Source organism: Kitasatospora cheerisanensis KCTC 2395 (genome assembly GCF_000696185.1).
Taxonomy (GTDB): Bacteria; Actinomycetota; Actinomycetes; order Streptomycetales; family Streptomycetaceae; genus Kitasatospora; species Kitasatospora cheerisanensis.
Window position 1 is genome coordinate 264730 of the sequence record NZ_KK853997.1, and the last position, 22608, is coordinate 287337.

The 22608-nt window shown below is 73.5% G+C and carries 19 protein-coding genes, 1 pseudogene and 2 riboswitches; of the genes and pseudogenes, 13 read left to right on the forward strand and 7 right to left on the reverse strand.

The features are described 5' to 3' along the window. Window positions 1-156: 156 nt before the first annotated feature. On the reverse strand, window positions 157-825 hold the full coding sequence (locus KCH_RS36605) for a hypothetical protein (protein WP_157031826.1): 669 nt from the start codon (window positions 823-825) through the stop codon (window positions 157-159). Between the two features lie 115 nt (window positions 826-940). On the opposite strand from KCH_RS36605, the gene KCH_RS01390 reads away from it, so the two are divergent. Both KCH_RS01390 and KCH_RS01395 read left to right on the forward strand, forming a co-directional pair. Next, on the forward strand, window positions 941-1912 hold the full coding sequence (locus tag KCH_RS01390; RefSeq protein ID WP_035858270.1) for a hypothetical protein: 972 nt from the start codon (window positions 941-943) through the stop codon (window positions 1910-1912). Window positions 1913-2052: 140 nt separating this feature from the next. Next, complete coding sequence (locus tag KCH_RS01395; RefSeq protein ID WP_035858272.1) at window positions 2053-2796, forward strand: hypothetical protein; 744 nt, start codon at window positions 2053-2055, stop codon at window positions 2794-2796. A 95-nt stretch (window positions 2797-2891) separates the two neighbouring features. Here the strand turns inward: KCH_RS01395 and KCH_RS01400 are convergent, their stop codons facing one another. Next, a complete protein-coding gene (locus tag KCH_RS01400; protein ID WP_035858274.1) occupies window positions 2892-4319 on the reverse strand; it encodes a lamin tail domain-containing protein in 1428 nt (475 codons plus the stop codon). Window positions 4320-4486: 167 nt separating this feature from the next. On the opposite strand from KCH_RS01400, the gene KCH_RS01405 reads away from it, so the two are divergent. The 4 genes and pseudogenes from KCH_RS01405 (at window position 4487) to KCH_RS46980 (ending at window position 8522) form a co-directional block, all read left to right on the forward strand. Continuing rightward, entirely contained in the window at window positions 4487-5005 is a 519-nt protein-coding gene (locus KCH_RS01405; RefSeq protein WP_035858276.1) for a protein-tyrosine phosphatase family protein, read from the forward strand. A 474-nt stretch (window positions 5006-5479) separates the two neighbouring features. Continuing rightward, the gene (locus tag KCH_RS01410) at window positions 5480-6418 is read left to right on the forward strand and encodes a lytic polysaccharide monooxygenase auxiliary activity family 9 protein (RefSeq protein ID WP_035858278.1); all 939 of its coding nucleotides are present in this window, start codon (window positions 5480-5482) and stop codon (window positions 6416-6418) included. A gap of 476 nt (window positions 6419-6894) precedes the next feature. Further along, window positions 6895-7170: pseudogene (locus KCH_RS46975) on the forward strand (cellulose binding domain-containing protein); the annotation flags it as partial. After that, a complete protein-coding gene (locus KCH_RS46980; protein ID WP_425268722.1) occupies window positions 7137-8522 on the forward strand; it encodes a glycosyl hydrolase family 18 protein in 1386 nt (461 codons plus the stop codon). The pseudogene KCH_RS46975 and the gene KCH_RS46980, both read left to right, overlap by 34 nt. Before the next feature lie 113 nt (window positions 8523-8635). Here KCH_RS46980 and KCH_RS01420 read toward each other — a convergent pair whose 3' ends face one another. Further along, a complete protein-coding gene (locus KCH_RS01420; RefSeq protein WP_035858279.1) occupies window positions 8636-10162 on the reverse strand; it encodes an MFS transporter in 1527 nt (508 codons plus the stop codon). A gap of 252 nt (window positions 10163-10414) precedes the next feature. Here KCH_RS01420 and KCH_RS01425 point away from each other — a divergent pair, with 252 nt between their 5' ends. Next, window positions 10415-11293: a TetR/AcrR family transcriptional regulator C-terminal domain-containing protein gene (locus KCH_RS01425; protein WP_084223093.1), complete on the forward strand. Its 879-nt coding sequence runs from the start codon at window positions 10415-10417 to the stop codon at window positions 11291-11293. Between the two features lie 186 nt (window positions 11294-11479). Then, entirely contained in the window at window positions 11480-12778 is a 1299-nt protein-coding gene (locus KCH_RS01430) for a carbohydrate-binding protein (RefSeq protein ID WP_084223095.1), read from the forward strand. Between the two features lie 99 nt (window positions 12779-12877). On the opposite strand, the gene KCH_RS01435 is transcribed toward KCH_RS01430, so the two are convergent. Further along, on the reverse strand, window positions 12878-13369 hold the full coding sequence (locus tag KCH_RS01435) for a F0F1 ATP synthase subunit B family protein (protein WP_035858282.1): 492 nt from the start codon (window positions 13367-13369) through the stop codon (window positions 12878-12880). 86 nt (window positions 13370-13455) lie between these two features. Further along, complete coding sequence (locus tag KCH_RS01440) at window positions 13456-13971, reverse strand: DinB family protein (RefSeq protein WP_035870421.1); 516 nt, start codon at window positions 13969-13971, stop codon at window positions 13456-13458. Between the two features lie 94 nt (window positions 13972-14065). Then, a riboswitch (ZMP/ZTP riboswitch) is annotated at window positions 14066-14173 on the forward strand. Between the two features lie 30 nt (window positions 14174-14203). On the opposite strand from KCH_RS01440, the gene KCH_RS01445 reads away from it, so the two are divergent. The 4 genes from KCH_RS01445 to KCH_RS01460 all read left to right on the forward strand — a co-directional run bounded on the left by KCH_RS01445 (window position 14204) and on the right by KCH_RS01460 (window position 17925). Beyond that, a complete protein-coding gene (locus tag KCH_RS01445) occupies window positions 14204-15652 on the forward strand; it encodes a glycine hydroxymethyltransferase (RefSeq protein WP_035858285.1) in 1449 nt (482 codons plus the stop codon). A 203-nt stretch (window positions 15653-15855) separates the two neighbouring features. Beyond that, the gene (locus KCH_RS36615; RefSeq protein WP_051652613.1) at window positions 15856-16380 is read left to right on the forward strand and encodes a hypothetical protein; all 525 of its coding nucleotides are present in this window, start codon (window positions 15856-15858) and stop codon (window positions 16378-16380) included. Window positions 16381-16425: 45 nt separating this feature from the next. Further along, window positions 16426-17121 carry a tyrosine-protein phosphatase gene (locus KCH_RS01455; RefSeq protein ID WP_051652614.1) on the forward strand — a complete coding sequence of 232 codons (696 nt, stop codon included), beginning with the start codon at window positions 16426-16428 and terminating at the stop codon, window positions 17119-17121. A gap of 54 nt (window positions 17122-17175) precedes the next feature. Then, window positions 17176-17925: a hypothetical protein gene (locus tag KCH_RS01460; protein ID WP_035858289.1), complete on the forward strand. Its 750-nt coding sequence runs from the start codon at window positions 17176-17178 to the stop codon at window positions 17923-17925. 42 nt (window positions 17926-17967) lie between these two features. On the opposite strand, the gene KCH_RS01465 is transcribed toward KCH_RS01460, so the two are convergent. Further along, window positions 17968-19365: an MFS transporter gene (locus tag KCH_RS01465; protein ID WP_084223097.1), complete on the reverse strand. Its 1398-nt coding sequence runs from the start codon at window positions 19363-19365 to the stop codon at window positions 17968-17970. Between the two features lie 94 nt (window positions 19366-19459). Continuing rightward, window positions 19460-20713, reverse strand: coding sequence for an MFS transporter (locus KCH_RS01470; protein ID WP_035858291.1), 1254 nt, complete (start codon window positions 20711-20713; stop codon window positions 19460-19462). 506 nt (window positions 20714-21219) lie between these two features. Then, a riboswitch (cyclic di-AMP (ydaO/yuaA leader) is annotated at window positions 21220-21386 on the forward strand. A gap of 3 nt (window positions 21387-21389) precedes the next feature. Between KCH_RS01470 and KCH_RS36620 the strand changes: the two genes are divergently transcribed. Beyond that, complete coding sequence (locus tag KCH_RS36620) at window positions 21390-22598, forward strand: LysM peptidoglycan-binding domain-containing protein (protein WP_051652615.1); 1209 nt, start codon at window positions 21390-21392, stop codon at window positions 22596-22598. The last annotated feature ends 10 nt before the right edge of the window (window positions 22599-22608 follow it).

Genomic DNA, 22608 nt, shown 5'->3' on the forward strand with positions numbered 1-22608 from the left:
CCCGTCTTCAAACCCCGCCTGCCCCACGACGCCCGGCACGCACTCTCGCCGCACCGGGCGAAAGACCAAGTACATCCAGTACGAGGCCTTCCACCCGGCACGCCGAGAGCACGCACCGGACGCCGCGGGCCTGCGACGCGGGTTTGAAGACGGGCCCTACGGCCCTCGCAGCTCCTCCGGGAGCCCGGCCGGAGGCGGCCCGAGCTTCAGCTTCTGCCGGCCGGACGCGGTCCGTTCGGCCGCCCAGCGCCGGAGCGCCCCGGTGTCCTCGGCCGTCTCGCGGAGCTGCCGCGCCGTCCGGTGGGCCTCGACCATCCACGGGATGTCCGTACCCGACAACTGCTGTGCGGCCCGGGCGAGTCGGTCGCGGGCCGTGGGCACGTCGCCGACCAGCCCCGCGGCGATGCCGGCGTGGTAGTTGTCCCAGAGGTTCCCGCGCCGGGCCGGACGGGCGGCCAGGTCCTGCGCCGTCGCCGCGAGAGTGGCGAACCGCGCCCGGTACCCGGCGACCTCGACCGCGGCCGCCCGCGCGAGCGCCGTCGCCAGCGGCGCGAACTGCGCCTCGTCCTCGTACGGTTCGTGCCCGGCCTCCCGGCCGCCCTGGTGGAACTCCAGGCGGTCGGCGTCCTGCCAGAGCCACATCGCGCCGACGTTCAGGTAGGAGCCCTGGCTCCAGCTCGACGGCTGGAACTCGACGACCCCCAACCACCACCCGTGGTCGTCGATCCAGATCCGCGACCTGCCGCGCTGCTTCAACCCGAGCGGGCGGAGGACCTCACGGGCTGCGGCGGTGACCAGTCGGGTCGCGGGAGAGGTGGCTGCCATGCCGGGCATTCTCGCGCGTCGGACCGACACCGCCCGGCGGCCCCCGACCTCCTCGCGTCCGACCCGACGGCGCGTCACCTCCGGTCCGCCTCCGGCCTGCACCGATAGTGGGCGGATGAGCGCCCCGCACTCCGTTCCCCGCCGCCGGTCCGTTCTGCTGGCCGGGCTCGGCTGCGCCCTGACGGCCTGCTCCGCCTCCCACCCGATCGCCCGGAACTTCTCCTCCCCCTCCCCGTCCCCGACGGGCTCCCCGTTCCCCTCCCCCGCCGCCTGGCAGCCGGGGCCGGGGGAACTCCAACCGGACGTCAAGCTCCGGGCCGTGCAGGTGGTGGAGGCGATCGGCAGCTGGCCGCCGGGCGGGCAGGGCGCGGACGCGGCCGGGCAGCGGGTGGCGGCACTCGGCCTCCCGGCGGGGCTGGCCGAGCAGGGCGGGCCGCTGCTGGCGGACGCCTCGCAGGCCGCGGTGGAGGTGGTCTACGCGCAGTACGGCGGGCTGTTGAGCGACTCCGCGAGCGTGCTGGTGGTGTGCCGGCAGTGGCGGACCGGGCCGGACGGCGCGCCGGAGTCCACCGGCACCACGGTGGACGTCCGGCTGTCCCGGGCCGAGCCCCGATGGACCGTCACCGCCCTGCACCCCGCCGACCCCGGCCGGGTGGCGGACAGTCTCCCCGACCCGGCAACCAAGGTCCTCGCCCAGCCCCGGATCGTGCTGCCGCCGGCCGCCGCGGCCGACGTGCGCAGCGGGCAGGTCCACGACGCGGTGCTGACCGCGATGCTGGCGCTGGCCGGACCGTACAGCTTCCAGGTCAGCGTGGTGCGGTCCGGGCACCCGCAACTGGTGTTCGGCACCGACCGGCCCAGCGACCATCCGAAGGGCCTGGCCTTCGACACCTGGCAGATCGACGGCCGTCCGGTGGTCGACCCGGCCACCCCGGCCGACCTGGTCGACTCCTTCATGCGGGCCGCCGCGGCCGCCGGTTCGTACAACGTCGGCGGCCCGCGCCAGCTGTCCGGCGGTGCGACGGCGAACCAGTTCTTCAGCGACCAGACCCACCACGACCACGTGCACGCCGGATTCACCGCCTGAACAATCTCTTTGACGCACCGTCACCGACTCCTGCCGTGCTCGCCGTCGAAATCGCTTGCGCTCCGCCCCCGACCTGCGACAACGTGTCGCCCGCCGAACTAAGGGGAGTGACGGTGAGTGCGGTGACGCGCAGGGGTGGAATGGCCGCGGCAGTGCTGGCGGCCGCATTGACCGGGTGTTCGGCGACGCCGGCACCGCCGCGGCCGGCGCCCGCGCCGCCCCGTCCGACGGCCACGTCCGCGAGCACCACCGCGCCCGGACCGAACGACCCCGCCCAGGAGCTGGCCCAGCTCCGCGCGGCGCTGGCCGCAGCCCAGCAGCCGTTCTCGGCGATACTCTCCGTCCAGGTCACCGACGGCACGCTCGACGTGCGGCGGCAGGGGGCGATCAACGTGGCGCCGGACGCGCAGACCGGCGCGCTCGGCGTGGTGTCCGTGCAGCAGGACGCCCGCACCCAGACCTATCTGACGGTGACCCGGGACGCCGCCTGGACCCGCACCGAGGACCGGCCCTGGACGCGGTCGCCGCGCCCGGCCCAGCCGCTGCTCGTCGACCACCGTCCGCTGGCGCAGGCGCTGCTGCGGGCCGACCCGGGGTCCTTCCACGGCATGGCGAAGATCCGGACTCTGCACGGCGGAACGGGATTCCACCTGGTCGGACGCCTGCCGGTGGCGCAGCTCGCCGACGCGCTCGACGCCGACTCCCGCGCGCACCTGGCGGAGCATCAGGTCCCGGACTGCGCGACCGACCTGCTGATCGACGACGCGGGCCGGCTCTCCGAGCTGACGCTGAGTTGCGAGGCCGGCGGCTACGCCTTCCGGTCCACCACCGGCCTGGCCGAGTTCGGCCCGGTCGCCGAGACCCCGCCGCCCGCCGACCTCTGACCTCCCGCCTCCGACCACCGTCCCTCGGCCTTCGGGCACGCTGCGGCCCCGGACTCCTTCCGGAGTCCGGGGCCGCAGCGCTCGCTGACGGCGGGTCAGCAGCTGATGCTGCCCTTGCGCAGGGCGTGGCTGCTGGTGTTGCTGTCGTCCGACCAGTAGACGGGCTTGCTGCCGCCCACGCACTCGTCGGCGCCGGACAGCGTGAAGCCCTCGTTGTTGATGTTCGGCATGCCGGACGGGCGGTTGTAGACGGCGGTCACCGCGAAGGCGCCGCTCGCGTTCACCTGGAAGGTGCGGTGCTGGCCGGAGCAGGTGTCGTCGCAGACCACCCAGAGCCGGTTGGCCTGCGGCTCCCACTGGAGTTCCATCACGCCGGCCAGGCCGCTGCTCACCGTGGCGACCTTGGTGAACCCGCCGGCCTCCAGCAGCACGTAGCCGTAGACGGTGCCGGAGCCCTCGACGCCGACGAAGAACACGCCGCCGGTGTGCGCGGCGTACCGGCTCGGGTCGTAGGCGGCGCCGGTGGAGGCGTCCTTGAAGCCCGCACCGGTCAGGTAGCTGTCGGGCACCCAGGTGACGCCCTCCAGGCCGAGGTTGGAGCCGGTGGCCGGCAGGTCGGCGGTGAGGTTCCACTCGCGGGTGGCGGTCAGCGTGCTGCCGCTGCCGGAGACGTCGTACCGCAGCACGGACAGCCGGCTGGTGGACGAGGAGTCGGCGTTGCGCTCGCTGGAGACGTACACGCCGCCGGCCGAGCCCGCGCCGGTCAGCGTGACGCCCTCGTCGTCGGGGGTGCCGGTGCCGCCGGGGAAGCGCAGCGCCTTGCCGGAGCCCCAGCCGTTGGCGGTGTCGGGCGTCCAGCCGCCGGAGCCGTTCGGGACGAGCCGCCACAGCTTGCCGGAGTTCTGCGCGCCCCACATCACGCCGCCCTCCTGGTGGAGGCCGGACAGGTCGGTGCCGAACACGTTGGCCGCGTCCGCGGTGGCGACCGTCGAACCGCCGGGCCAGGCCACCGGCGTCGTGGAACCGCCGCTGCCGGAGCCGCAGTTGTTGGCGGCGCCGAGGGTGAGCGTGGCGGCCTGGGTCCAGCCGCCGGTGCCGTCGGCGCAGCGCGACCACGACGGGTTGGAGTGCGAGCTCCAGCTGAACGAGTCGACCAGGGTCACGCCGTCCGCCAGGTACAGCCGGGCGCTGTCTGCGGAGCCGAGGCCGAAGCTGCCGTGCACGTCGAAGGCCTTGAACCCGCCCGGGGCCAGACTGGTGCCCGAGGCGATCTTGTACTTGCTGCTGTCGTTGTCGTCCTTCAGGATCCACCCCGACAGGTCGATCGTCGCGGCGCCCTTGTTGTACAGCTCGATCGAGTCGTTCACCGACCCGGTCGTCACCACCTCGTTGATCCGGACGTCGTCCGCCGGCGCGGCGGCGGCCGGCGGGGCCGTCAGCACTCCCACTCCGACGGCGGGCAGGGCGACGGCGGCCAACAGCATCGAGAGGCGACGACGCCACCTGGGGGCACGCGGTTCCATCACGTTCTCCGTCCCTGGCTTCAGTGTGAACACGGCGCCGACCAACCTCCCGACCCCGCCCCAACGAAGCCCCACCGCCACCTGTTCCCCTCATGAACGCCCGACGAACGCCCCCTCCGGGAACCGACCCCACCCTCACTCCCGTTCCCACCCCGGGAGGCACCACCATGAAGACCCGCCACAAGGGCCGCTCCGGCCCACCGGAGCCGGAAGCACCGTGGAACGAGGTGGTGCCCGGGCTGTGGATGGGCGGCCACCACTGGCTCGACCCCGCCGGGCAGCGCCACCCGGTGCGGGTCGACGCCGAGTTCGATCTGGTGGTCAGCCTGTTCACGGCCCCCGGCCACGGGCCGGCCCCGGGTGTCGAGCACCTGGTCGCGGAGATGCCGGACGCGGCCCTGGACGCAGCCCGACTGGCCGCCGTCCAGGCCCTGGCGGAGTGCACCGCTACGGCGGTGGCGGCCGGCCGCCGGGTCCTCGTCCGCTGCCACAGCGGCTACAACCGTTCCGGGCTGGTGGTCGCCCAGGCGCTGATCGAGCTGGGGGCGGGCAGCGCCGACGCCGTCCGCCGGGTGCGGGAGCGGCGTTCGCCGTGGGCGCTGAACAACGAGGTGTTCCTCGCCTACCTGGAGACCGGACTCGACACGGCGCGGCTGCTCGGTTCGCTGGACGCGTCCGGGAACTGACGGGCTGTCGGTGGGGTGTTGACGGGGTGTTGACGGGTGGAGGCGCGGCCGGGGCGCGGCGGGGCGGCTTGGCTCAGGGTTAGGGGTGGGTTATCGGCTTCTTATCCGCCGGGGCGGGCAGGTGGGGCGGGGTGGGCGGTGGGCGTAGCCGGGTGGGTACGGGAGCGGTAGGGCGTGGGGTGGGTGGAGGCCGATTCCGCTGGTGCTTCGGGTCGAGCGGGCGCGCGGCGGGGTCTGACGGGGTGCCAGGTCGGGGGCTCGGCACCGGTGTTGCGGGTGGCCGAATGCCGCCACCGGAGTGCTGGCCGAATATGGCAGACACTTGTCAATTGGTATAGGCCAATCGTAGCCTTCGGTCCGTTCGCGGTGTGCCGGGTCCACACCGTGCCGCCCCGGGGTCGCGCCCCTGGGTGTCGGGCGGACGTGTCCGCCCCTTTTCCCCCACCATCGACCCGGCCTTTCCCGAGGAGAACCATGTCCTGGTCCCGTCGTCTGCTCACCGCGTCCGCGGTGGGCGCGGGCGCCCTGGTCGCCACCACCTTCGCCGCCGGCACCGCCGGAGCCCACGGCGCCATGTTCGGACCCGCCAGCCGCGTCGCCGCCTGCTACGCGGAGGGCCCCGAGACCCCCAAGTCGCAGGTCTGCAAGGACCTCGTCGCGGACAGCGGCACCCAGCCGCTGTACGACTGGAACGAGGTCAACATCGCCAGCGCCAACGGGCAGAGCCGCCAGATCATCCCCGACGGCCACCTCTGCTCGGCCAACCGCGACAAGTACCGCGCCCTGGACTGGGCCCGCACCGACTGGCCCGCCACCTCGGTGACGGCCGGCGCGAAGACCTTCAACTTCCGCGTCACCGCGCCCCACCAGGGCGTCATGACGCTGTACATCACCAACAGCACCTACAACCCGACCCAGCCGCTGAAGTGGTCCAACCTGGACCTGGCGAACCCGATCGCCATCTTCGCCAGCCCGCGCACCTCGGACAACGGCTACTACAACGTCAACGTCAACCTGCCGCAGCGCACCGGCCGCCAGCTGGTCTACATGGTGTGGCAGCGCACCGACAGCCCGGAGGCGTTCTACGGCTGCTCGGACGTCGACTTCGGCACGAACGGCACCGCCGCCGCGGCCGGCGCGTTCGCCGCCCAGGCCCCGACCGCGCCCACCGAGGCGCAGATCGACGCCGGCGCCTCGCACTCGCTGGTCTCGCACCACGGCCACGGCGGCGACGTGACGACCGCTCAGGCCGCCACCACCGGTACCGCGGGCGCCTCCGGCACCGCCGCCTCGGTGACCGCGGACAACAGCAGCAACGCGCTGCTCGGCCTGGCCGGCGCCGCGCTGCTGTCGGCCACCGCCTCGGGCGTGTACCTGGCCCGCCGGATGCGCGGCGCCGCCGTCACCGCCTGACGGCCCATGGATGCCTGACCCCGGTCAGGCGGGTGGCGCGGCCCCATCCCCCACAGTTCGGGGGCCGCGCCCTCCGTCGTCCCGCCCGCTCCGCCCTTCGCCGTTCCGCCTGCGCCGCCCGCTCCGCCCTTCGCCGTTCCGCAGCCTCCGTCGTCCGTGGTCCGCCCGAGCGCGCCCACCGGCCCCTGCCTCGCCGCGACGAACCGTCAACTCCTCGTAAAACCGCAGGACTTCACCTTGACGGCCCGGATTGGTCTGGACCATCTTGAGTGCGCCCCCGCACTCACGGCGCAGCTGCGCAGCCGCGAGCCCGTGCCCGCGCGGCCCCGAACGCCCCTGCAAGGCCCTGACCGGCCGCGCACCGCGCACCGCGTGCCGCACACAACGCGCCACGCACCCGCCCGGCTTCGCGTCTTGCCCAGCTGCGCAATTGCCGCACCCCCCAACTCCCCCACACCGTCGAGGAGAACCCGCCCATGAGGCGCGTCACCCTGTCTCTCGCCGCCGGCGCGGCCCTGCTCGTCGCGCCGCTGGCCGCCATCTCGACCGGTCCGGCCGCGGCCGCCGAAGTCTCCGGACTGGTCGCCGACTACGCCGTGACCCAGAGCTGGTCGAACGGCTTCCAGGCCGGCTACACCGTCACCAACCACACCAACACGACCGTCAACAGCTGGTCGCTCTCCTTCGACCTGCCGACCGGCGAGACCGTCTCCAGCCTGTGGAACGGCACCCTCACCTCCACCAGCACCTCCACCGGCACCCACTACACGGTGACCTCGCCGAGCTGGGCCGCGCCGCTCGCCCCGGGACCAGCGCGCCCACCGTCGGCTTCGGCGTCACCACCGGCGCCGCCCAGAGCGCGCCCGTCAACTGCACCATCAACAACCAGCCGTGCGCCGGCGCGCCCGCCGACGGTGCGGCGCCGACCGTCCCCGGCAACCTGCACAGCACCGGCGCCGGGCCCGGCAGCATCACCCTCGGCTGGAACGCCGCCACCGACAACGTCGGCGTCGCCGGCTACCACCTGCGCGAGGGCAGCGACGTCGTCGCCACCGTCACCGGCACCAGCGCCACCGTCCGCGGACTGCTCCAGGGCAGCAGCCACAGCTTCACCGTCAGCGCCTTCGACGCCGCCGGCAACGAGTCCGCCGCCTCCGCGGCCGTGACCGCCACCGCGGGCACCGGCACCACCCCCGGCACCGCCGCCCCCTACGTGGACCTCGGCGCCTACCCGACGCCCAGCCTGCCCGCGCTCTCCGCCGCCAGCGGACTCAAGGAGTTCTCGCTGGCCTTCATCATCAACGGCAGCCAGCCGTGCACCGCCAGCTGGTTCGGCGCGTACGACCCCGCCACCGGCTGGAACAAGGCCGACATGGACGCCGTCCGGGCCGCGGGAGGCGACGTCCGTCCGTCGTTCGGCGGTGCGAACGGCACCGAACTGGCGCAGTCCTGCACCACCGTGGCCTCGCTCGCCGCCCAGTACCAGAAGGTGGTGGACGTCTACGCGCTCGACCGGGTCGACTTCGACATCGAGGGCACCGCCGTCACCGACCACGCCTCCGTCGACCGCCGCTCCGCCGCCCTCGCCCAGGTGCAGGCCGCGCAGCGCGCCAAGGGCCGCGAGCTGAAGGTCAGCCTGACCCTGCCGGTGCTGCCCAGCGGCCTCACCGCCGACGGCGTCTACATCCTGCAGTCCGCCAAGAACGCCGGCCTGGCCGTCGACCTGGTCAACGTGATGGCGATGGACTTCGGCGACTGGGCCGCCCCGAGCCCCGCCGGCAAGATGGGCGCCTACGCGATCCAGTCCGCCCAGTCCACCCAGGCGCAGATCCGCTCCGTGTGGACCAACCTGACGGACGCTCAGGCCTACGCCATGGTCGGCGTCACCCCGATGCTCGGCCAGAACGACACCGCCTCCGAGGTGTTCGGTATCTCCGACGCCCAGCAGCTGATCGCCTTCGCCCAGCAGAACCACCTCGGCGAGCTGGCCTTCTGGGAGCTGACCCGGGACGCCAACGCCTGCACCGGCTCGCTGCCCAAGTGCACCAACATTCCGCAGACCCCCTACCAGTTCTCGAAGCTGTTCGCCGCGTACAACGGCTGACCGCCCGGCGGTCGGACTCGCCGATGGGCCGACGACCGGTCGGTCGCCCCTGGTGCACCTGGCACTCGTTGCCTGGCGCCGGGGCGGCCGACCGGTCCGTCATTGACGGGGCGTCACACCGGCTGGTGCTCGCCCTCCTTGCGGAGACCGGGCGCCTCGGCGCCCGCGGAGCCGTCCTGGCCGTCCTCACCCGGCTCGCCCTCCGGGCGGCCGTGCATCGGGAGCAGGAAGATGGCTGCGAAGACCACGGCCATCATGCCTATCTCGGCCCACAGCGTGAGCTGCTCGGCGCTGGCGAAGTCGGCGGTCTTCAGCCGCTCGAAGAACACCGTGCCGAGGATGGCGCTGCCGAGCGCGGCGCCCAGCTGCTGAACGGCCGTCAGCGTGCCGGAGGCCGAACCGGTTTCGTGCGCCTCGACCGAGGCCAGCACCATGCCGAAGAACGGGGCCATCACCAGGCCCATGCCCAGACCGGTGACCGCCAGCGCGGGCACCGTCTGCCACGGGGTGACGCCCGCGCCCTGGCTGTGCAGCGTGTACATCAGGGCGAACACGCCGGCCGTCATCACCAGCAGGCCGACGTGCATGACCTTGCGGCCGAAGCGCTGCAGTGCCTGCGAGGCGACGAAGGCGATCACCATGCCGACCGAGGCGGGCACCCCGGCCAGGCCTGACTTCAGCGGGCTGTAGTGCAGACCGAGCTGGGTGTAGAGGCTGAACGTCAGCCAGAAGCCGGTCATGGCGGTGAAGAAGATCAGGCCGAGCACCATGCCGCCGCTGAAGCCGCGCTTGGCGAACAGGCTCGGCTCGACCAGCGGGTCCGCGCCGGCGGCCTTGCGCCGCGACTCGTACCAGCCGAAGACGCCGAACACCGCCACGCCGACCGCCAGCAGCGCGAACGCCCACAGCGGCCAGTCGTGCTCGCGGCCCTGCACCAGCGGGTAGATGACGGCGGCCGCGCCGATCGCGGCGAGCAGCGCACCGACCAGGTCGAGCCGGACCGTCCGGCCCTCGCCCCGGGCCGGCAGGAAGACCCGGCCGCCGATGAGGGCGAACAGGCCGAGCGGGATGTTGATCAGGAAGATCATCCGCCAGCCGGTGCCGGCGAAGTCGGCGTCGATCAGCCAGCCGGCCAGGATCGGGCCGCCGACCGTGGACAGGCCCATCACCGGACCGAACATGCCGAAGGCCGCGCCCTGCTCCTTCGGCGAGAAGATCTCCTTCATGATGCCGAGGCCCTGTGGGAGCATCACCGCGCCGAGCAGGCCCTGGGCGACCCGGGCGGCGACCAGTTGCCAGGGCTCCTGGGCCAGGCCGCAGGCGAGCGAGCCGACCGTGAACCCGGCCGCGCCGAGCATGAACATCCGGCGGCGGCCGAAGATGTCGCCCAGCCGGCCGCCGGTGATCAGACCGATGGCCATCGCCAGCGTGTAGGCGGCGCCGAGCCACTGGATGGTGGATTCGCCGCCGCCGATGTCCTGCCGGATCGCGGGTGCGGCGATGTTCGTCACCAGCGAGTCGAGCAGGTCCATCACCTCGGCGGCGAGGATGACGAACAGCGCGACCCAGCGCCAACGGTAGGGGTCGGCCGCGCCCGCGGAGGGCGGGGCCGAGGGGGAAAGTCCGACCGCGTCGGTCATCGAAAACTCCTGCGGAGTGCCAGGGCGCGGTGGACGGGGGCCGCGCAGTGAACGGTGTTTCTTCGAACGAACACTGTTCTACGAGTCGAGCGCCGTTCCCGTCAAACGAATTAACCCTGACTTCTCCCCGAGACCGCCCCTGACCCGCCCCCGAGGCCCTCCCCGGGCCCGGCCCTTCGCCCACCCGTCGAACGGCGTTCGTCCCGAGTACGATGATCGCCGGTCGACAGTTCAGCGAAAGCAGGTGGCCCGATGCCCGCGCAGATGCCCGCGATCCCGTGGCACAAGCCCCGCAAGGCCGATCCGCGCCAGCCGCTCAGCCGGTCGCTGATCGTCGAGACGGCGATCCGGGTGCTGGACGCCGAGGGCCTGTCCGGGGTGACGATGCGTCGGGTCGCACAGGAGCTCGGCACCGGCCCCGCCTCCCTGTACGCGCACGTCTCCAACAAGGAGGAGCTGTTCGAGCTGATGCTGGAGCGGGTGGTGGCGGAGATCCGGCTGCCGCTCCGGCCGGAGCCCGAGCGCTGGAAGGAGCAGATCACCGAGATCTGCTTCGAGGCGCAGCGGGTGCTGACGGCCCACCGGGACGTGTCGCTGGTGTCGCTCGGCAGCATCCCGATCGGCGAGAGCCAGTTGCGGATCACCGAGTTCCTGCTCGACCTGCTGCTCCAGGTCGGCCTGCCGCCGCAGGTCGCGGCCTGGGCGCTGGACGGGCTGGGCCAGTTGATCGACACCGACGCGTACGAGGCGTCGGTGTACACCGAGCGGATGGCCCGGGGCACCGATCTCGGCGCGTACTTCGACCAGTTGCGCGGCTACCTGCACGACCTGCCGACCGACCGCTTCCCGACCCTGCAGGGCATGGCGGACACCATGATGACGGGCGACGGCGACCAGCGGTACGCGTTCAAGATCGAGGTGTTCCTGCGCGGCCTGGAGTCCTTCCTCCCCGCCGAGGCGCGTACCGGCGCGAGCGCGGGCGCAGGCACGGGCGCGGGCGCGGGCACCTGGGCGCCGGCGGACCGTGCGGGCCTGGTGTCCGACGGGCCCGGGTGGCACGGCGCGGCGGGCGGCTCCGGCCGGGCGGGAGGCTCCGAACGCGCGGACGACTCCGGCCCGGCGGGCGGCTGACGGCGCGTCACCGCAGGCCCGGCGCCGGCAAGGGTTGACGGCGAATTCGCACAGGTCTATACCAAAGGTCAGTCACGTCAACCTCGGCTTGGTACCCGACCGTTGACCCGGCCGCGCACCCCCACGTGGACCCCCACCGCGCGCGTCCGGGCCCGCCGTCCTCGCCGCCTCCTGGAGAGGTCTTCGATGGAACGCGCACTTCCCCCACACCCCCCTGCCGTTGACACCCCGGCGCGCCGCCGCCGTCCGCGCCGCGCGCTCGCCGTCGCGCTGTCCGTGTTCGGCCTGCTGGCCGGCGGGGTGGCCGCCGTCAGCGCGTCCGGACCGGCGAACGCCGCCACCGCGCAGGGGCTCGGCTCCAACTGGTACGCCTCCGCGCCGTACCTGATGCCGGAGGACAACAGCCCGCCGGACGCGGCCGCCGTGATGGACGCCACCGGCCAGAAGGCCTTCCAGCTGGCGTTCATCCTGGCCCAGGGCAGCAGTTGCAGCCCGGCCTGGGGCGGCACCTCCTCGATCGACTCCGACACCACCATGCCGGCGGTGATCCAGACCATCCGCAACAAGGGCGGCGACGTCTCGGTGTCGGTCGGCGGCTACGGCGGCACCAAGCTGGGCCAGACCTGCGGCACCCCGGAGGCGACCGCGGCCGCGTACCAGAAGGTCGTCACCAAGTACGGCCTGAAGGCGATCGACTTCGACCTGGAGGAGCCGGAGTACGAGAACACCGCGGCGATCCACAACGAGATCGGCGCGGCCCGGATCCTCCAGCAGAACAACCCGGGGCTGTACGTCTCCATCACCACCGCGGGCACCAACGCCGGCACCGGCTGGTTCGGCACCCAGATGCTGCTGGAGGCCAAGTCGCAGGGGTTCACCCCGAACAACTACTCGATCATGCCGTTCGACGGCGGGTTCAGCGGGGCGGCGGCGCAGACCGACGCGCTGGTGAAGTTCAACCAGATCCTGCAGAGCACCTTCGGCTGGAACGAGGCCACCGCGTACGCCCACGAGGGCGTGTCGATGATGAACGGGCGGACCGACGCGGCCGAGTACTTCCGGCAGGCCGACTTCCAGACGGTGCTGGACTTCGCCACCGCGCACAAGCTGGCCCGCTACACCTACTGGTCGGTCAACCGGGACCGGCAGTGCCCGGGCACGGTGGACCCCGGCCTGTCCGGGTCGTGCTCCAGCGTGGCCCAGAACGACTGGGACTTCACCAAGTTCACGGTCCGGTTCGCCGGGGCCACCCCGCCCACCGGCTCGCCCTCGCCGACCGTCAGCACCTCGCCGAGCGGCAGTTCCAGCCCCTCGACGGGCACCACCCCGTGCAGCCCGGCCTGGCAGGCGGGCACCACCTACGTGGGCGGCGACAAGGCCAGCTACAACGGCCACAACTACCACGCCAAGTGGTGGACGCTGAACGAGAACCCGTCCGCCAGCGGCCAGTGGGGCGTGTGGGCCGACGACGGCCCGTGCTCCTGACCCCGCTGTCCCGAAACGCCGGACGGGCCGTCCGCTCCCGGGACTTCCCGGGGGCGGACGGCCCGTCCGTTCGTGCGGCACCAGCCGGTTGACTGCGCGTCAGACGGTGGCGCGGTTGCGGTACTCCTCCGCGATGGCGCGGGTGGCGGGCAGGTCGGCGAGCGGTTCGCCGACCACCCGGGAGGCCAGCTCGGTCGCCACCTTGATGACGTCCTCGCGGAGTTCGGCCTCGGCCAGCACCTTGTCGGCAGCGAGCTGCACGTGCGCCTCGGCGACCAGCTGCTCACGCTGCTGGAGACCCTCGGCGCGGAGGGCGGCGACCAGGGCCGCGCCCTCCTCGGCGGCGGTCTGCCGGATCGCGGCGGCCTCGTGGCGCGCGGCCGCCAGCTCCGACTGGAACTCCTTGCGCAGGCGTTCCGCCTCGGCCCGGGCGGCCTCGGCACGGGCCAGACCGCCGTCGGTCTTGTCGTGACGTTCGGCAAGGGTCTTTTCGATGCGCGGCAGCAGTACCTTGCCGAGCACCGCGAACAACAGGAAGAAAACGATCAAGCCGAGGATCAGCTCGGGCACATTCGGTTCGAGAGGTCCCATACTCGGTATGCTATCCGGTCACCTGACGGGCCGTTCGACCGGCCCCTCCCCCATTCCCCTTGCCCGTCAGGGCACTTCGGGCCCGATCAGGCTCCGGTGACCCCGTCGATGTGCTCGCGCAGCAGGTCGGCGTGGCCGTTGTGGCGGGCGTACTCGGTCGTGACGTGCAGGTACGTCATCCGCAGCGACTGCGGCTCGCCGTACGCGGCCAGCGTGGCGTCCAGCGAGGCGCCGGCCACCGCGAGGTCCGCGAGGCGCTGCTCCTCCAGCAACTGCCGGTACTCCTGCTCGGCGCGGGCCGGGTCCAGCAGGTCGAAGTCGGCGTCCTTGTGGCCCTCGACGGCGTGCAGCGGCGGGACGTCCTCGGCGGCGAACCGGATCCGGAACCACGTCCGCTCCACCTTGGCCAGGTGCCGCATCAGGCCGAGCAGCGAGAGCGAGGAGGCGGGCAGCGGGCGCAGCGCGAGCTGTTCGCCGTTCAAGCCCCGGCACTTGTGCAGGAAGGTGGAACGGTGCCAGGCCAGGTAGTCGGGGAGCAGCTCGGCCTCGGGTGCGGTGAGCGAGCCGCCGGTGCGGGCGGGGGCGGGGACGGTCCAGGTCATGTGCACGATCATGCCGAACGTCCGGTCGGGCCGACCAGCGGTTTTCCGGGTCGCCGGGGTGCGGCCCGGGGCGGGCGCGCCGGTTGGTAGCATCGCGGTGAGCCGTGACTGGCGCGCTGGGATGGACTTCACCATCGGGGAGCGGCTCCGCTCGGGACCTTCGGGTTCCGAGGTGCTGTAGCCGAGCGCCTGGGCCGTCCGAATCGTCGCCGTTCCGAACGAGGAGACCGCCTTGGCCGAGTCCCTGACCCCGCACACCTTCGGCAGCCCCGCCGCCGACACCGCCTTCCGCAGCGCCCTGGACGTGGTGCGCGCCGTCGAGCCGCGGATCGCCGCGGCGATCGGCTCGGAGATCGAGGACCAGCGCGCCTCGCTGAAGCTGATCGCCAGTGAGAACTACGCCTCGCCCGCCGTGCTGCTGGCGATGGGCAACTGGCTGAGCGACAAGTACGCGGAGGGCACTCCGGGCCGCCGCTTCTACGCGGGCTGCCGCAACGTCGACACGGTGGAGTCGCTGGCCGCCGAGCACGCCCGCGAGCTGTTCGGCGCCGAACACGCCTACGTGCAGCCGCACTCCGGGATCGACGCCAACCTGGTGGCGTTCTGGGCGGTGCTCTCGCAGCGGGTGGAGAGCCCCGCGCTGCGGCGGGCGGGCGTGCGCAACGTCAACGACCTGACCGAGCAGGACTGGGCGGAGCTCCGCCGGGAGCTGGGCAACCAGCGGATGCTCGGCATGTCGCTGGACGCGGGCGGTCACCTGACGCACGGCTTCCGGCCGAACATCTCCGGCAAGATGTTCGACCAGCGCAGCTACGGCACGGACCCGGCGACCGGCCTGGTCGACTACGACGAAGTCCGGCGCATCGCCCTGGAGTTCAAGCCGCTGATCCTGGTCGCCGGGTACTCCGCGTACCCGCGGCTGGTGAACTTCCGCCGGATGCGGGAGATCGCGGACGAGGTCGGCGCGACCCTGATGGTCGACATGGCGCACTTCGCCGGCCTGGTCGCGGGCAAGGTGCTGACCGGCGACTTCGACCCGGTCGCGCACGCGCAGATCGTCACCACCACCACGCACAAGTCGCTGCGCGGCCCGCGCGGCGGCATGGTGCTGTGCACCTCGGAGCTGGCCGAGCACGTCGACCGGGGCTGCCCGCTCGTCCTCGGCGGCCCGCTGTCGCACGTGATGGCCGCGAAGGCCGTCGCGTTCGCCGAGGCCCGCCGGCCCGAGTTCCAGGTGTACGCCCGGCAGGTCGTCGACAACGCGCACGCGCTCGCCGAGGGGCTGCTGCGGCGCGGCGCCCGGCTGGTGACCGGCGGCACCGACAACCACCTGGTGCTGGCGGACGTCTCCTCGTACGGACTGACCGGCCGTCAGGCCGAGGCGGCGCTGCTGGACTCCGGCATCGTCACCAACCGCAACGCCGTCCCGCAGGACCCGAACGGCGCCTGGTACACCTCCGGCGTCCGGCTCGGCACGCCCGCGCTCACCACCCGCGGCCTGGGCACGGCGGAGCTGGACGAGGCGGCGGACCTGATCCACACCGTGCTGTCCGCGACCTCCGCCGCCGGCTCCTCCAAGGCGCAGTACGTGCTCGACGAGGCCGTCCGGGACGCGGTCGCCAAGCGCGCCGTCGACCTGCTGGCCGGGCACCCGCTGTACCCCGGCATCACCCTCGGCTGACCTTCCCCTCCGGCCCGGCGTCCCCGTCCGGACGCCGGGCCACGGCCCGGGCCGCGGCTCGCTTGTCGCGCCCGGGCCGTCCGACGCACCGTCAGTATCCGTGATCGCCACGGCCGTCGACCGCTCCCGGCGCTGTCTGCTAGCGTCGCGCAGTTCGTGCGCGCCCTCTGCGGGGGCGCGTCCGTGGGGCGAGGGGGCGCGGGGTGTCGGAGGCACGGGAACGCACGGTGCGGCGGGCGATCGGCCTGGCCGTGCTGGTGGCACTGGCCCTGCTGGGCTGGTGGGTGGTGCGCTGGGCGACCGAGGAGGCGCCGCCGGTCGGCGACGGACGCGCCTGCACCGGGACCGACCTGCCGTTGGACCAGGCGCTGGCCGCCTGCGGACTGGACCTCCCGGCCCGGGCCACCGACGTCCACTACCTGGCCCGCGCCGACCCGGACACCGGCCGCGTCCACCTGGCGGTCGCCCTCCACAGCACCCGCGACGCGATGACCGACTACCTGAAGCAGCACGGCCTGACGGCCGATCAGGTGGCGAAGCTGGACGACGGCCCCTACGAGCACGGCGACGTGGCCGACTACCGCGGTCTGTGCGGCAACACCGCGAAGATCCCGGCGATCCGCGTCCCGGTGCCGCCGGGCACCGGGCAGGCCGCCGTGGTGGTCGAGATGGACGGCCGCGCCATCCGCGAGCACACCGCCGTGATCCTGGAAGCCGCCCCGAACTGAGCCCGCCCGGTGATCCGCCGGCCGGGCCTGCCTAGGATGACCGCCATGATCGCGGACGAACCGACCACGGCGCCGGACGGCCCCGTCGTCCCCGGAGTGCGCAACTTCCGGGACGCCGGCGGCTGCGGCCACCTCCCGCGCGGAGTGCTGTACCGCTCCGGCGCGCTCGACCGGCTGACGCCCGACGGGGCGCGGGCCCTGCTCGACCTCGGCGTGCGCACCGTCCTCGACCTGCGCAGCACGCCGGAGACCGCCGCCCGGCCGGACGCGCTCGACGGCACCGGCATCCGCCACCTGCACGTCCCGGTCTTCGCCGAGCAGCGCTGGCCCGAGGACCCGGCCGAGCTGTACCCGCTGATGGCGGAGCTCGCCGGACGCCCGACCGTCGCCGCGCTCCGGGCGCTGCTCACCGCCGACCGCCGGGCCGTCCTGGTGCACTGCGCCTCCGGCAAGGACCGCACCGGCGTGGTGGTCGCGCTGCTGCAGTCGCTGCTCGGCGCCGGGGAGCCGGAGATCCTCGCCGACTTCCTGCACTCCAACGCCGCGCTCGGCCTCACCGCGCCCGATCCCGCCGTCCCCGGCCACGCCACCCGCCCGGTCGCGGCCGTCCACCTGCGCCGCGCCCTGTTGTCCGTCCGCTCCCACCACGGCACGCTGGACGAGCACCTGCGGGCGCACGGCGCACGAACGTCCGAACTCCTCGCCCTGCGCGCCGAGTTCCGCACCGCGGATTGCCCGTAGGCGGCTTCCCGGCGCTATGGTGCCGACCAGGCGCGAACCGACGGGGGATCAACCATGGACGCCACGAACCGGAACCACCTGACCGACCCCGACGACCCGGCCCTGCCCACCGTTCCGTCCGTCACGGCGCACACGACCGTCCCCGCCGTTCCCGAGTACGAGCCCGGGTACCGGCCCGCGCGCGGCCCCGAGCCCGAGCCCGAGCTTGCTTCCGGGCAGCCGCCCGCTCCGGCGGGCGGGAGCCGCAGGTCCGGCAGCGCCCGGCTCTCGGCCCGCTGTGCGATGGCCCTCGGCGTGCTCGGCCTGCTGCTCGCCGGCGTCCTCGGCGCCCTGCTCACCCGCCAGGCGGCCACCGACTTCAGCTACCAGGTCGGCTGGCGCGGCACCCCGAAGCTGAGCATGACCGTGGACGCCTGCCTGGCGAACGGCGGCGGACGCCACAAGGCCTACAACTGCTACGGCCACGGCGAGCGCGGCACCGCCGACACGGTGGACGGCTCCTGGCTGCTGCGGGACGCCCCGACCCGCTACGCGCCCGGCACCGTGCTGGACGTGAGCTGCTCCCCGACCGGCGGCTGCGTCGAGCTCGGCACCCGGCACGCGCTGGCGGACAGCGCCAAGTTCCTGTTCGGCCTGTGGCTGTGCTCCTTCGTTCCGGGTTCCGGACTGGTGCTGCTGAGCGTCCGCCGCAACGCCCCGCCGCGCCGCAAGGGGCTCAGCACCCCGTACCGGGTGGGCCTGGCCTGGTTCGCCGTGCTGCCCGCGCTCGCCCTGGTGCTGGGCCTGGTCTCGCTCTTCCTGTAGGCCTCTCCTCCGTCTCGCTCCGCGCCTGCCGCTGACGGTCGGTCAGCTGCGCGGGTGGGTCTCGTACATGCGCACCGCCACGGTGATGCCGGCCAGGGCGGTCAGGGCGGCGACCGCCCAGATCGCGGTGGTCACGCCGTACGCGTCGGCGAGGATGCCCGCGATCAGTGCGCCGACCGCGAAGCCGCCGTCGCGCCAGAGCCGGTAGACGCCGACGGCGCGGGCCCGCCAGGCGGGGTGGGCGACGTCGCCGATGACGGCCAGCAGGGTCGGGTAGACCAGGGCGGTGCCAGCGCCGAGCAGGGCCTGGGCCGCGGCCCACACCGGGAAGGACGTGCCGACGGCCACCAGTCCGAGGGCGGCCGCCTGGACCAGCATGCCGGCGGTGATCAGGTGCTTGCGGCCGATCCGGTCGGACCACCAGCCGGTGAGCATCTGCCCCGCTCCCCACACCGCCGGGTAGAGCGCGGCCAGGATGCCGATCCTGCCGAGTTCCAGTCCGTGCGCGGCGTACAGCAGCGGGAAGATGCCCCAGGCGAGGGCGTCGTTCAGGTTGTTGACCATGCCGGCCCAGCTGGCGCTGGACAGCGCCCGGTCACCGAGGCTGGTGGTGCGGGCTATTCGGGCGGTGCTGAGCGCGGCCGGATCACCGGCCCGGGCGTGCACGCCCGCCGTGGCCGGACCCTCCTTCCCCCGGTCGGTGCCGGCCGGGGACGAGTCGGCGCCGGGTGGCGCCAGGTGGGCGGCGGCTTCCGCCCGGGCGTGCTCGCGGGTCTCCCGGACGGCGGCGACCGCCAGGCCCAGGCCGAGGGCGACGTACGCCGCGCCGAGCAGGAACGGCTGCGGACGCAGGCCCCAGTGGGCGGCGATCGCACCGGTGGCGGTCGCGGTGACGGCCACCGCGAGGTAGCCCGCCGCTTCGTTGAGGCCCATCGCGAGGCCGCGCCGGGCCGGCCCGACCAGGTCGATCTTCATGATCACCGTGGTGGACCAGGTGAGGCCCTGGTTGACGCCCAGCAGGACGTTGGCCGCGACGATCCAGCCCCAGGTGGGGCCCCAGGCCAGCATCGCCGGTATCGGTAGCGCCACCAGCCAGCCCGCGATCAGCACCGGCCGGCGCCCGTACCGGTCGGACAGCGTCCCCGCGAAGAAGTTGGTGACCGCCTTGGTCGCTCCGAACGCCAGGATGTACGTCAGCGCGCCGGTGTAGGCGGACAGGTGGAAGACCCGGTCGGCGAGCAGCGGCAGGACCGTCCGCTCCTGGCCGAGCATGCCGCCGACCAGCGCGTTGACCGCCACCAGCAGGCTGAACTGCGCGAGGTTGGCGCGCAGCCCGAGCCGGATCGGCCTGCCCGAGGGCCCGCCCACCGGGGTGGTGCGCGGAGCACCGCTCGGCGTGGACGCCGGCGGAGGCAGCGGGCGCTGAGCCTGGACGGACATGGAGGGCTCCCGGATGGTGCGTGGGGCGTGGTGCTTGGAACGGTGCTCCGCGGGCGTCGATCGAGCGGCGCAGCATCGATACTATTCCAATTGTTCATGGATGAATGGAGAGGGCACCTTCCTGCGCCTGCGCGGGCAGCTTCCGGACGGCCGGCATGGCCAGCAGGAGGAGCGCGGCCGGGACCGCCAGCGCCGTCATGCCGAACAGCGTGCGGTGCACGCCGAGCCCGTCCGCGAGCGGGCCGGCGAGCACCAGGCCCAGCGGCATCAGCGCCACCGCGATCAGGTGGTCGTACGAGCTGACCCGGGACAGCACCTGCTCCGGTATGTGCACCTGGAGCGAGGTCTCCCACAGCACGAAGAACAACGAGACGCCGACTCCGGTGACGGCCTCCAGCAGGGCGATCACCACCACCGGTGCGCCGGATCCGATGATCAGCGCCTGGCACGAGGCGACCGCCATCGCGACGGCTGCCACCGCCATCGGCCGGGCCGGTTTCAGCCGGTAGGCGCAGACGTCGCCGACGATCGAGCCGAGGCCGAAGGCGATCACGATCACGGCCCAGTCTCGCGCGCCGCCCCACTCGCGGTCGGCCAGGACCGGGCCGAGCACGAACACCGAGGGCAGCACCACGACGTGGTAGACGGCCATCGCGAGCATGCTCGACCACACCCAGCTGCGCTCCCTCACCTGCCGCCACCCGACCCGGAGTTCGGCCAGGAACCCGAGCCGCTCGGCCCGCTCCGCGGCCCCCGACCCGCCCACCGGGCCGAGCCTGGCCAGCACGAGGGCGCTGGCCGCGAAGCTCGCGGCGTCCACCATCAGGGCCCCGCCGGGCCCGGCCAGTGCGACCAGTGCGCCGGCCAGCGCCGGACCGACGACCAGCCCCGTCGAGCTCACGAACCCGCGCAAGGCGTTGGCCTCGCGCAGCCGGTCACCGGACAACAGCAGCGGGAGCAGCCCCGTGGACGCCGGCAGGAAGAAGGCGTCCGCCACGCCGAACACCACCATCAGCAGGGCCAGGGCGCCGACCGTGGCCGTGCCGGTGAACAGCAGCACCGCGACGGCCGTCTGGACCGCGCACCGGACCAGGTCGGAGGCCAGCATGATCCGCTGTCTCGGTATCCGGTCCGCCCACACTCCGCCGGCCAGTGTGAACACCAGCATCGGCACCAGGCTCGCCGCGGCCACCAGTCCGACGTCGGCGGCCGACCCGCCGATCGACAGGACGGCGAACGGCAGGGCCACGAACGAGACTCGGTCGCCCAGGATGGACAGCGACTGGCCGACGAACAGACGGGCGAACTGGCGCTCTGCTCGGAGCACTTCGGGGATCAGTGCAGCCATGGGCACCTCCACAGCGGTCGGGGAACGATCACCGCGATGGTAGGGAGCCGTCGGACCGGCTGTCGCGCGAATTATCCGCAACGCCGCAAACGCCCCAAATAGCACCAACTAGGCTTGCACTGGCTTAAGTTGACGTGTCGCCAGTCGATGTCCGACCGCCTCGGGGCGCCCGTGTTCCCTCCGCCCGGCATCCCCAATCCCACCGATCGGCCAGACCTTCCCGGCCGACCGTCCGACCACTCCGCCGTCCAGCCGTCGGACACCGCACCCCGCGGCGGGCCGCGCCACCGCCGAAATGATCGTCAACAGGTCGCCCACGCACGGCCGCAGCGCTTCCCCGCTCCCGCAAGGGCGGTCCGTGTCCGACGGCTCTCCGGACGGGCGTGATTCGACCGTGACGCGGGCGCGATGCGCTTGTGATTGCGCCGTTCGAGTGAATAGGCTCGGTCCGGCCCGCGCCGCCGGGCCCCCGCGCGCGGTATCGCCGAGCCCTGTCCGCCGCGCCGCCGGGTCGACCACCACAACCCGGGCAGGGGCGGGGGAACCACGTACGTCGCCGTCCCCCACGGCTAGGGGTGAAGCCGTCCACGCCGGTCCGACCGGAGTGCGGCGGCCGGACCTCCCTCCCGGTCCGAACCCGACAGCTCACCTCGCAGGCGTGCGGAGAGGATCGGGCATGCTCTTCACGGGTTCTGGACGCCACCGTCGGCAGAGCCAGGCGGAGAAGACGGCTGAGCGGGCGATCGCCGCGGCCGGCGTCGCCGGCGTCGGCCTCGCACTGCCGCTGCTCGCGGTGACGAGTGCGCACGCCGCCCCCAGCGCGGTGTGGGACCGGGTCGCCGAGTGCGAGAGCGGCGGCAACTGGAGTGCCGACGCGGGCGACGGCCTGTACGGCGGCCTCCAGATCAACGCCCAGCGCTGGGTCGACTACGGCGGCACCCAGTACGCCGCGCTGCCGAACGGTGCCACCCGCAGCCAGCAGATCGCGGTCGCCGAACGCATCCTCGCCACCGAGGGCCCGCAGCCCTGGTCCGGCTGCGCCGACTCCGCGAACCTGAGCGTGGCCACCGCTCCCGGCGTGGTGGACGACAACGACTCGGCGAACGAGACGGGTTCGCTGCGCGGCGCCCGCGGCGTCGCGGCCGCCAACGCGGCCCCGGACGGCACCGTCACCACGCCGAACGCCGCCCCGGTCTTCTCCGGCCTGCCCGGCTACGACCCCGTGTACCACGTCTACTGGTACGAGAAGAACGGCGGCTGGTTCTGGACCAGCCACCAGAGCCTGTACGAGCGTTACGTGCAGCTGACGCACCCTCAGCCGCCCACGGCCGCGCCCGCTCCGGAGACCACCGCGCCGAGCACCACCGCCCCGGACGGCCACGCCACCCCGACGGCCCCGGTCACCCCGGTCGTCCCGCTGCCGTCGACCGACCCGAGCACCACCCCGAGCCCGTCCACGCCCCCCGGCGACCAGAACGGCAACGCGAACGGGAACGGCAACAACGGCACGGGCACCGGCGAGGGCCAGAACAACGGCAACGGCAACACCCAACTGCCGACGCCCTCCGCCCCCGCCACCACCACCCCGTCGCCGACCGCTCCCACCCCGGACCCGGCGGCCGCCACCCCGGCCCCGGGCCAGTCCGCCACCGAACCGACCGCGCCAACCGCCCCGGCCGGGTCCGCCGAGACGCCGGCGGCCGCGCCGAGCGCCCCGGCCGCGACCCCGCAGCCGTACACCGTCGGCCCGGGCGACACGCTCGCGAAGATCGCCCGCACCCACGAGCTGGACGGCGGCTGGACCGAGCTCTACAAGGACAACCAGCAGGTGGTGGGCGAGAACCCGGACCTGATCCGTCCGGGCCAGGTGCTGAACCTGGGGTGACGCCCGCCGG

Bases quoted from the DNA above. Each gene is read 5' to 3' on its own strand.
- KCH_RS01425 (WP_084223093.1), top strand. From the start codon at position 10,415: ATGCCCGCGCAGATGCCCGCGATCCCGTGGCACAAGCCCCGCAAGGCC.
- KCH_RS36620 (WP_051652615.1), top strand. From the start codon at position 21,390: ATGCTCTTCACGGGTTCTGGACGCCACCGTCGGCAGAGCCAGGCGGAG.
- KCH_RS36605 (WP_157031826.1), bottom strand. From the start codon at position 825: ATGGCAGCCACCTCTCCCGCGACCCGACTGGTCACCGCCGCAGCCCGT.
- KCH_RS01410 (WP_035858278.1), top strand. From the start codon at position 5,480: ATGTCCTGGTCCCGTCGTCTGCTCACCGCGTCCGCGGTGGGCGCGGGC.
- KCH_RS01400 (WP_035858274.1), bottom strand. From the start codon at position 4,319: ATGGAACCGCGTGCCCCCAGGTGGCGTCGTCGCCTCTCGATGCTGTTG.
- KCH_RS01430 (WP_084223095.1), top strand. From the start codon at position 11,480: ATGGAACGCGCACTTCCCCCACACCCCCCTGCCGTTGACACCCCGGCG.
- KCH_RS01405 (WP_035858276.1), top strand. From the start codon at position 4,487: ATGAAGACCCGCCACAAGGGCCGCTCCGGCCCACCGGAGCCGGAAGCA.
- KCH_RS01465 (WP_084223097.1), bottom strand. From the start codon at position 19,365: ATGTCCGTCCAGGCTCAGCGCCCGCTGCCTCCGCCGGCGTCCACGCCG.
- KCH_RS01440 (WP_035870421.1), bottom strand. From the start codon at position 13,971: ATGACCTGGACCGTCCCCGCCCCCGCCCGCACCGGCGGCTCGCTCACC.
- KCH_RS01470 (WP_035858291.1), bottom strand. From the start codon at position 20,713: ATGGCTGCACTGATCCCCGAAGTGCTCCGAGCAGAGCGCCAGTTCGCC.
- KCH_RS01395 (WP_035858272.1), top strand. From the start codon at position 2,053: ATGGCCGCGGCAGTGCTGGCGGCCGCATTGACCGGGTGTTCGGCGACG.
- KCH_RS01460 (WP_035858289.1), top strand. From the start codon at position 17,176: ATGGACGCCACGAACCGGAACCACCTGACCGACCCCGACGACCCGGCC.
- KCH_RS01390 (WP_035858270.1), top strand. From the start codon at position 941: ATGAGCGCCCCGCACTCCGTTCCCCGCCGCCGGTCCGTTCTGCTGGCC.
- KCH_RS01420 (WP_035858279.1), bottom strand. From the start codon at position 10,162: ATGACCGACGCGGTCGGACTTTCCCCCTCGGCCCCGCCCTCCGCGGGC.
- KCH_RS01455 (WP_051652614.1), top strand. From the start codon at position 16,426: ATGATCGCGGACGAACCGACCACGGCGCCGGACGGCCCCGTCGTCCCC.
- KCH_RS01435 (WP_035858282.1), bottom strand. From the start codon at position 13,369: ATGGGACCTCTCGAACCGAATGTGCCCGAGCTGATCCTCGGCTTGATC.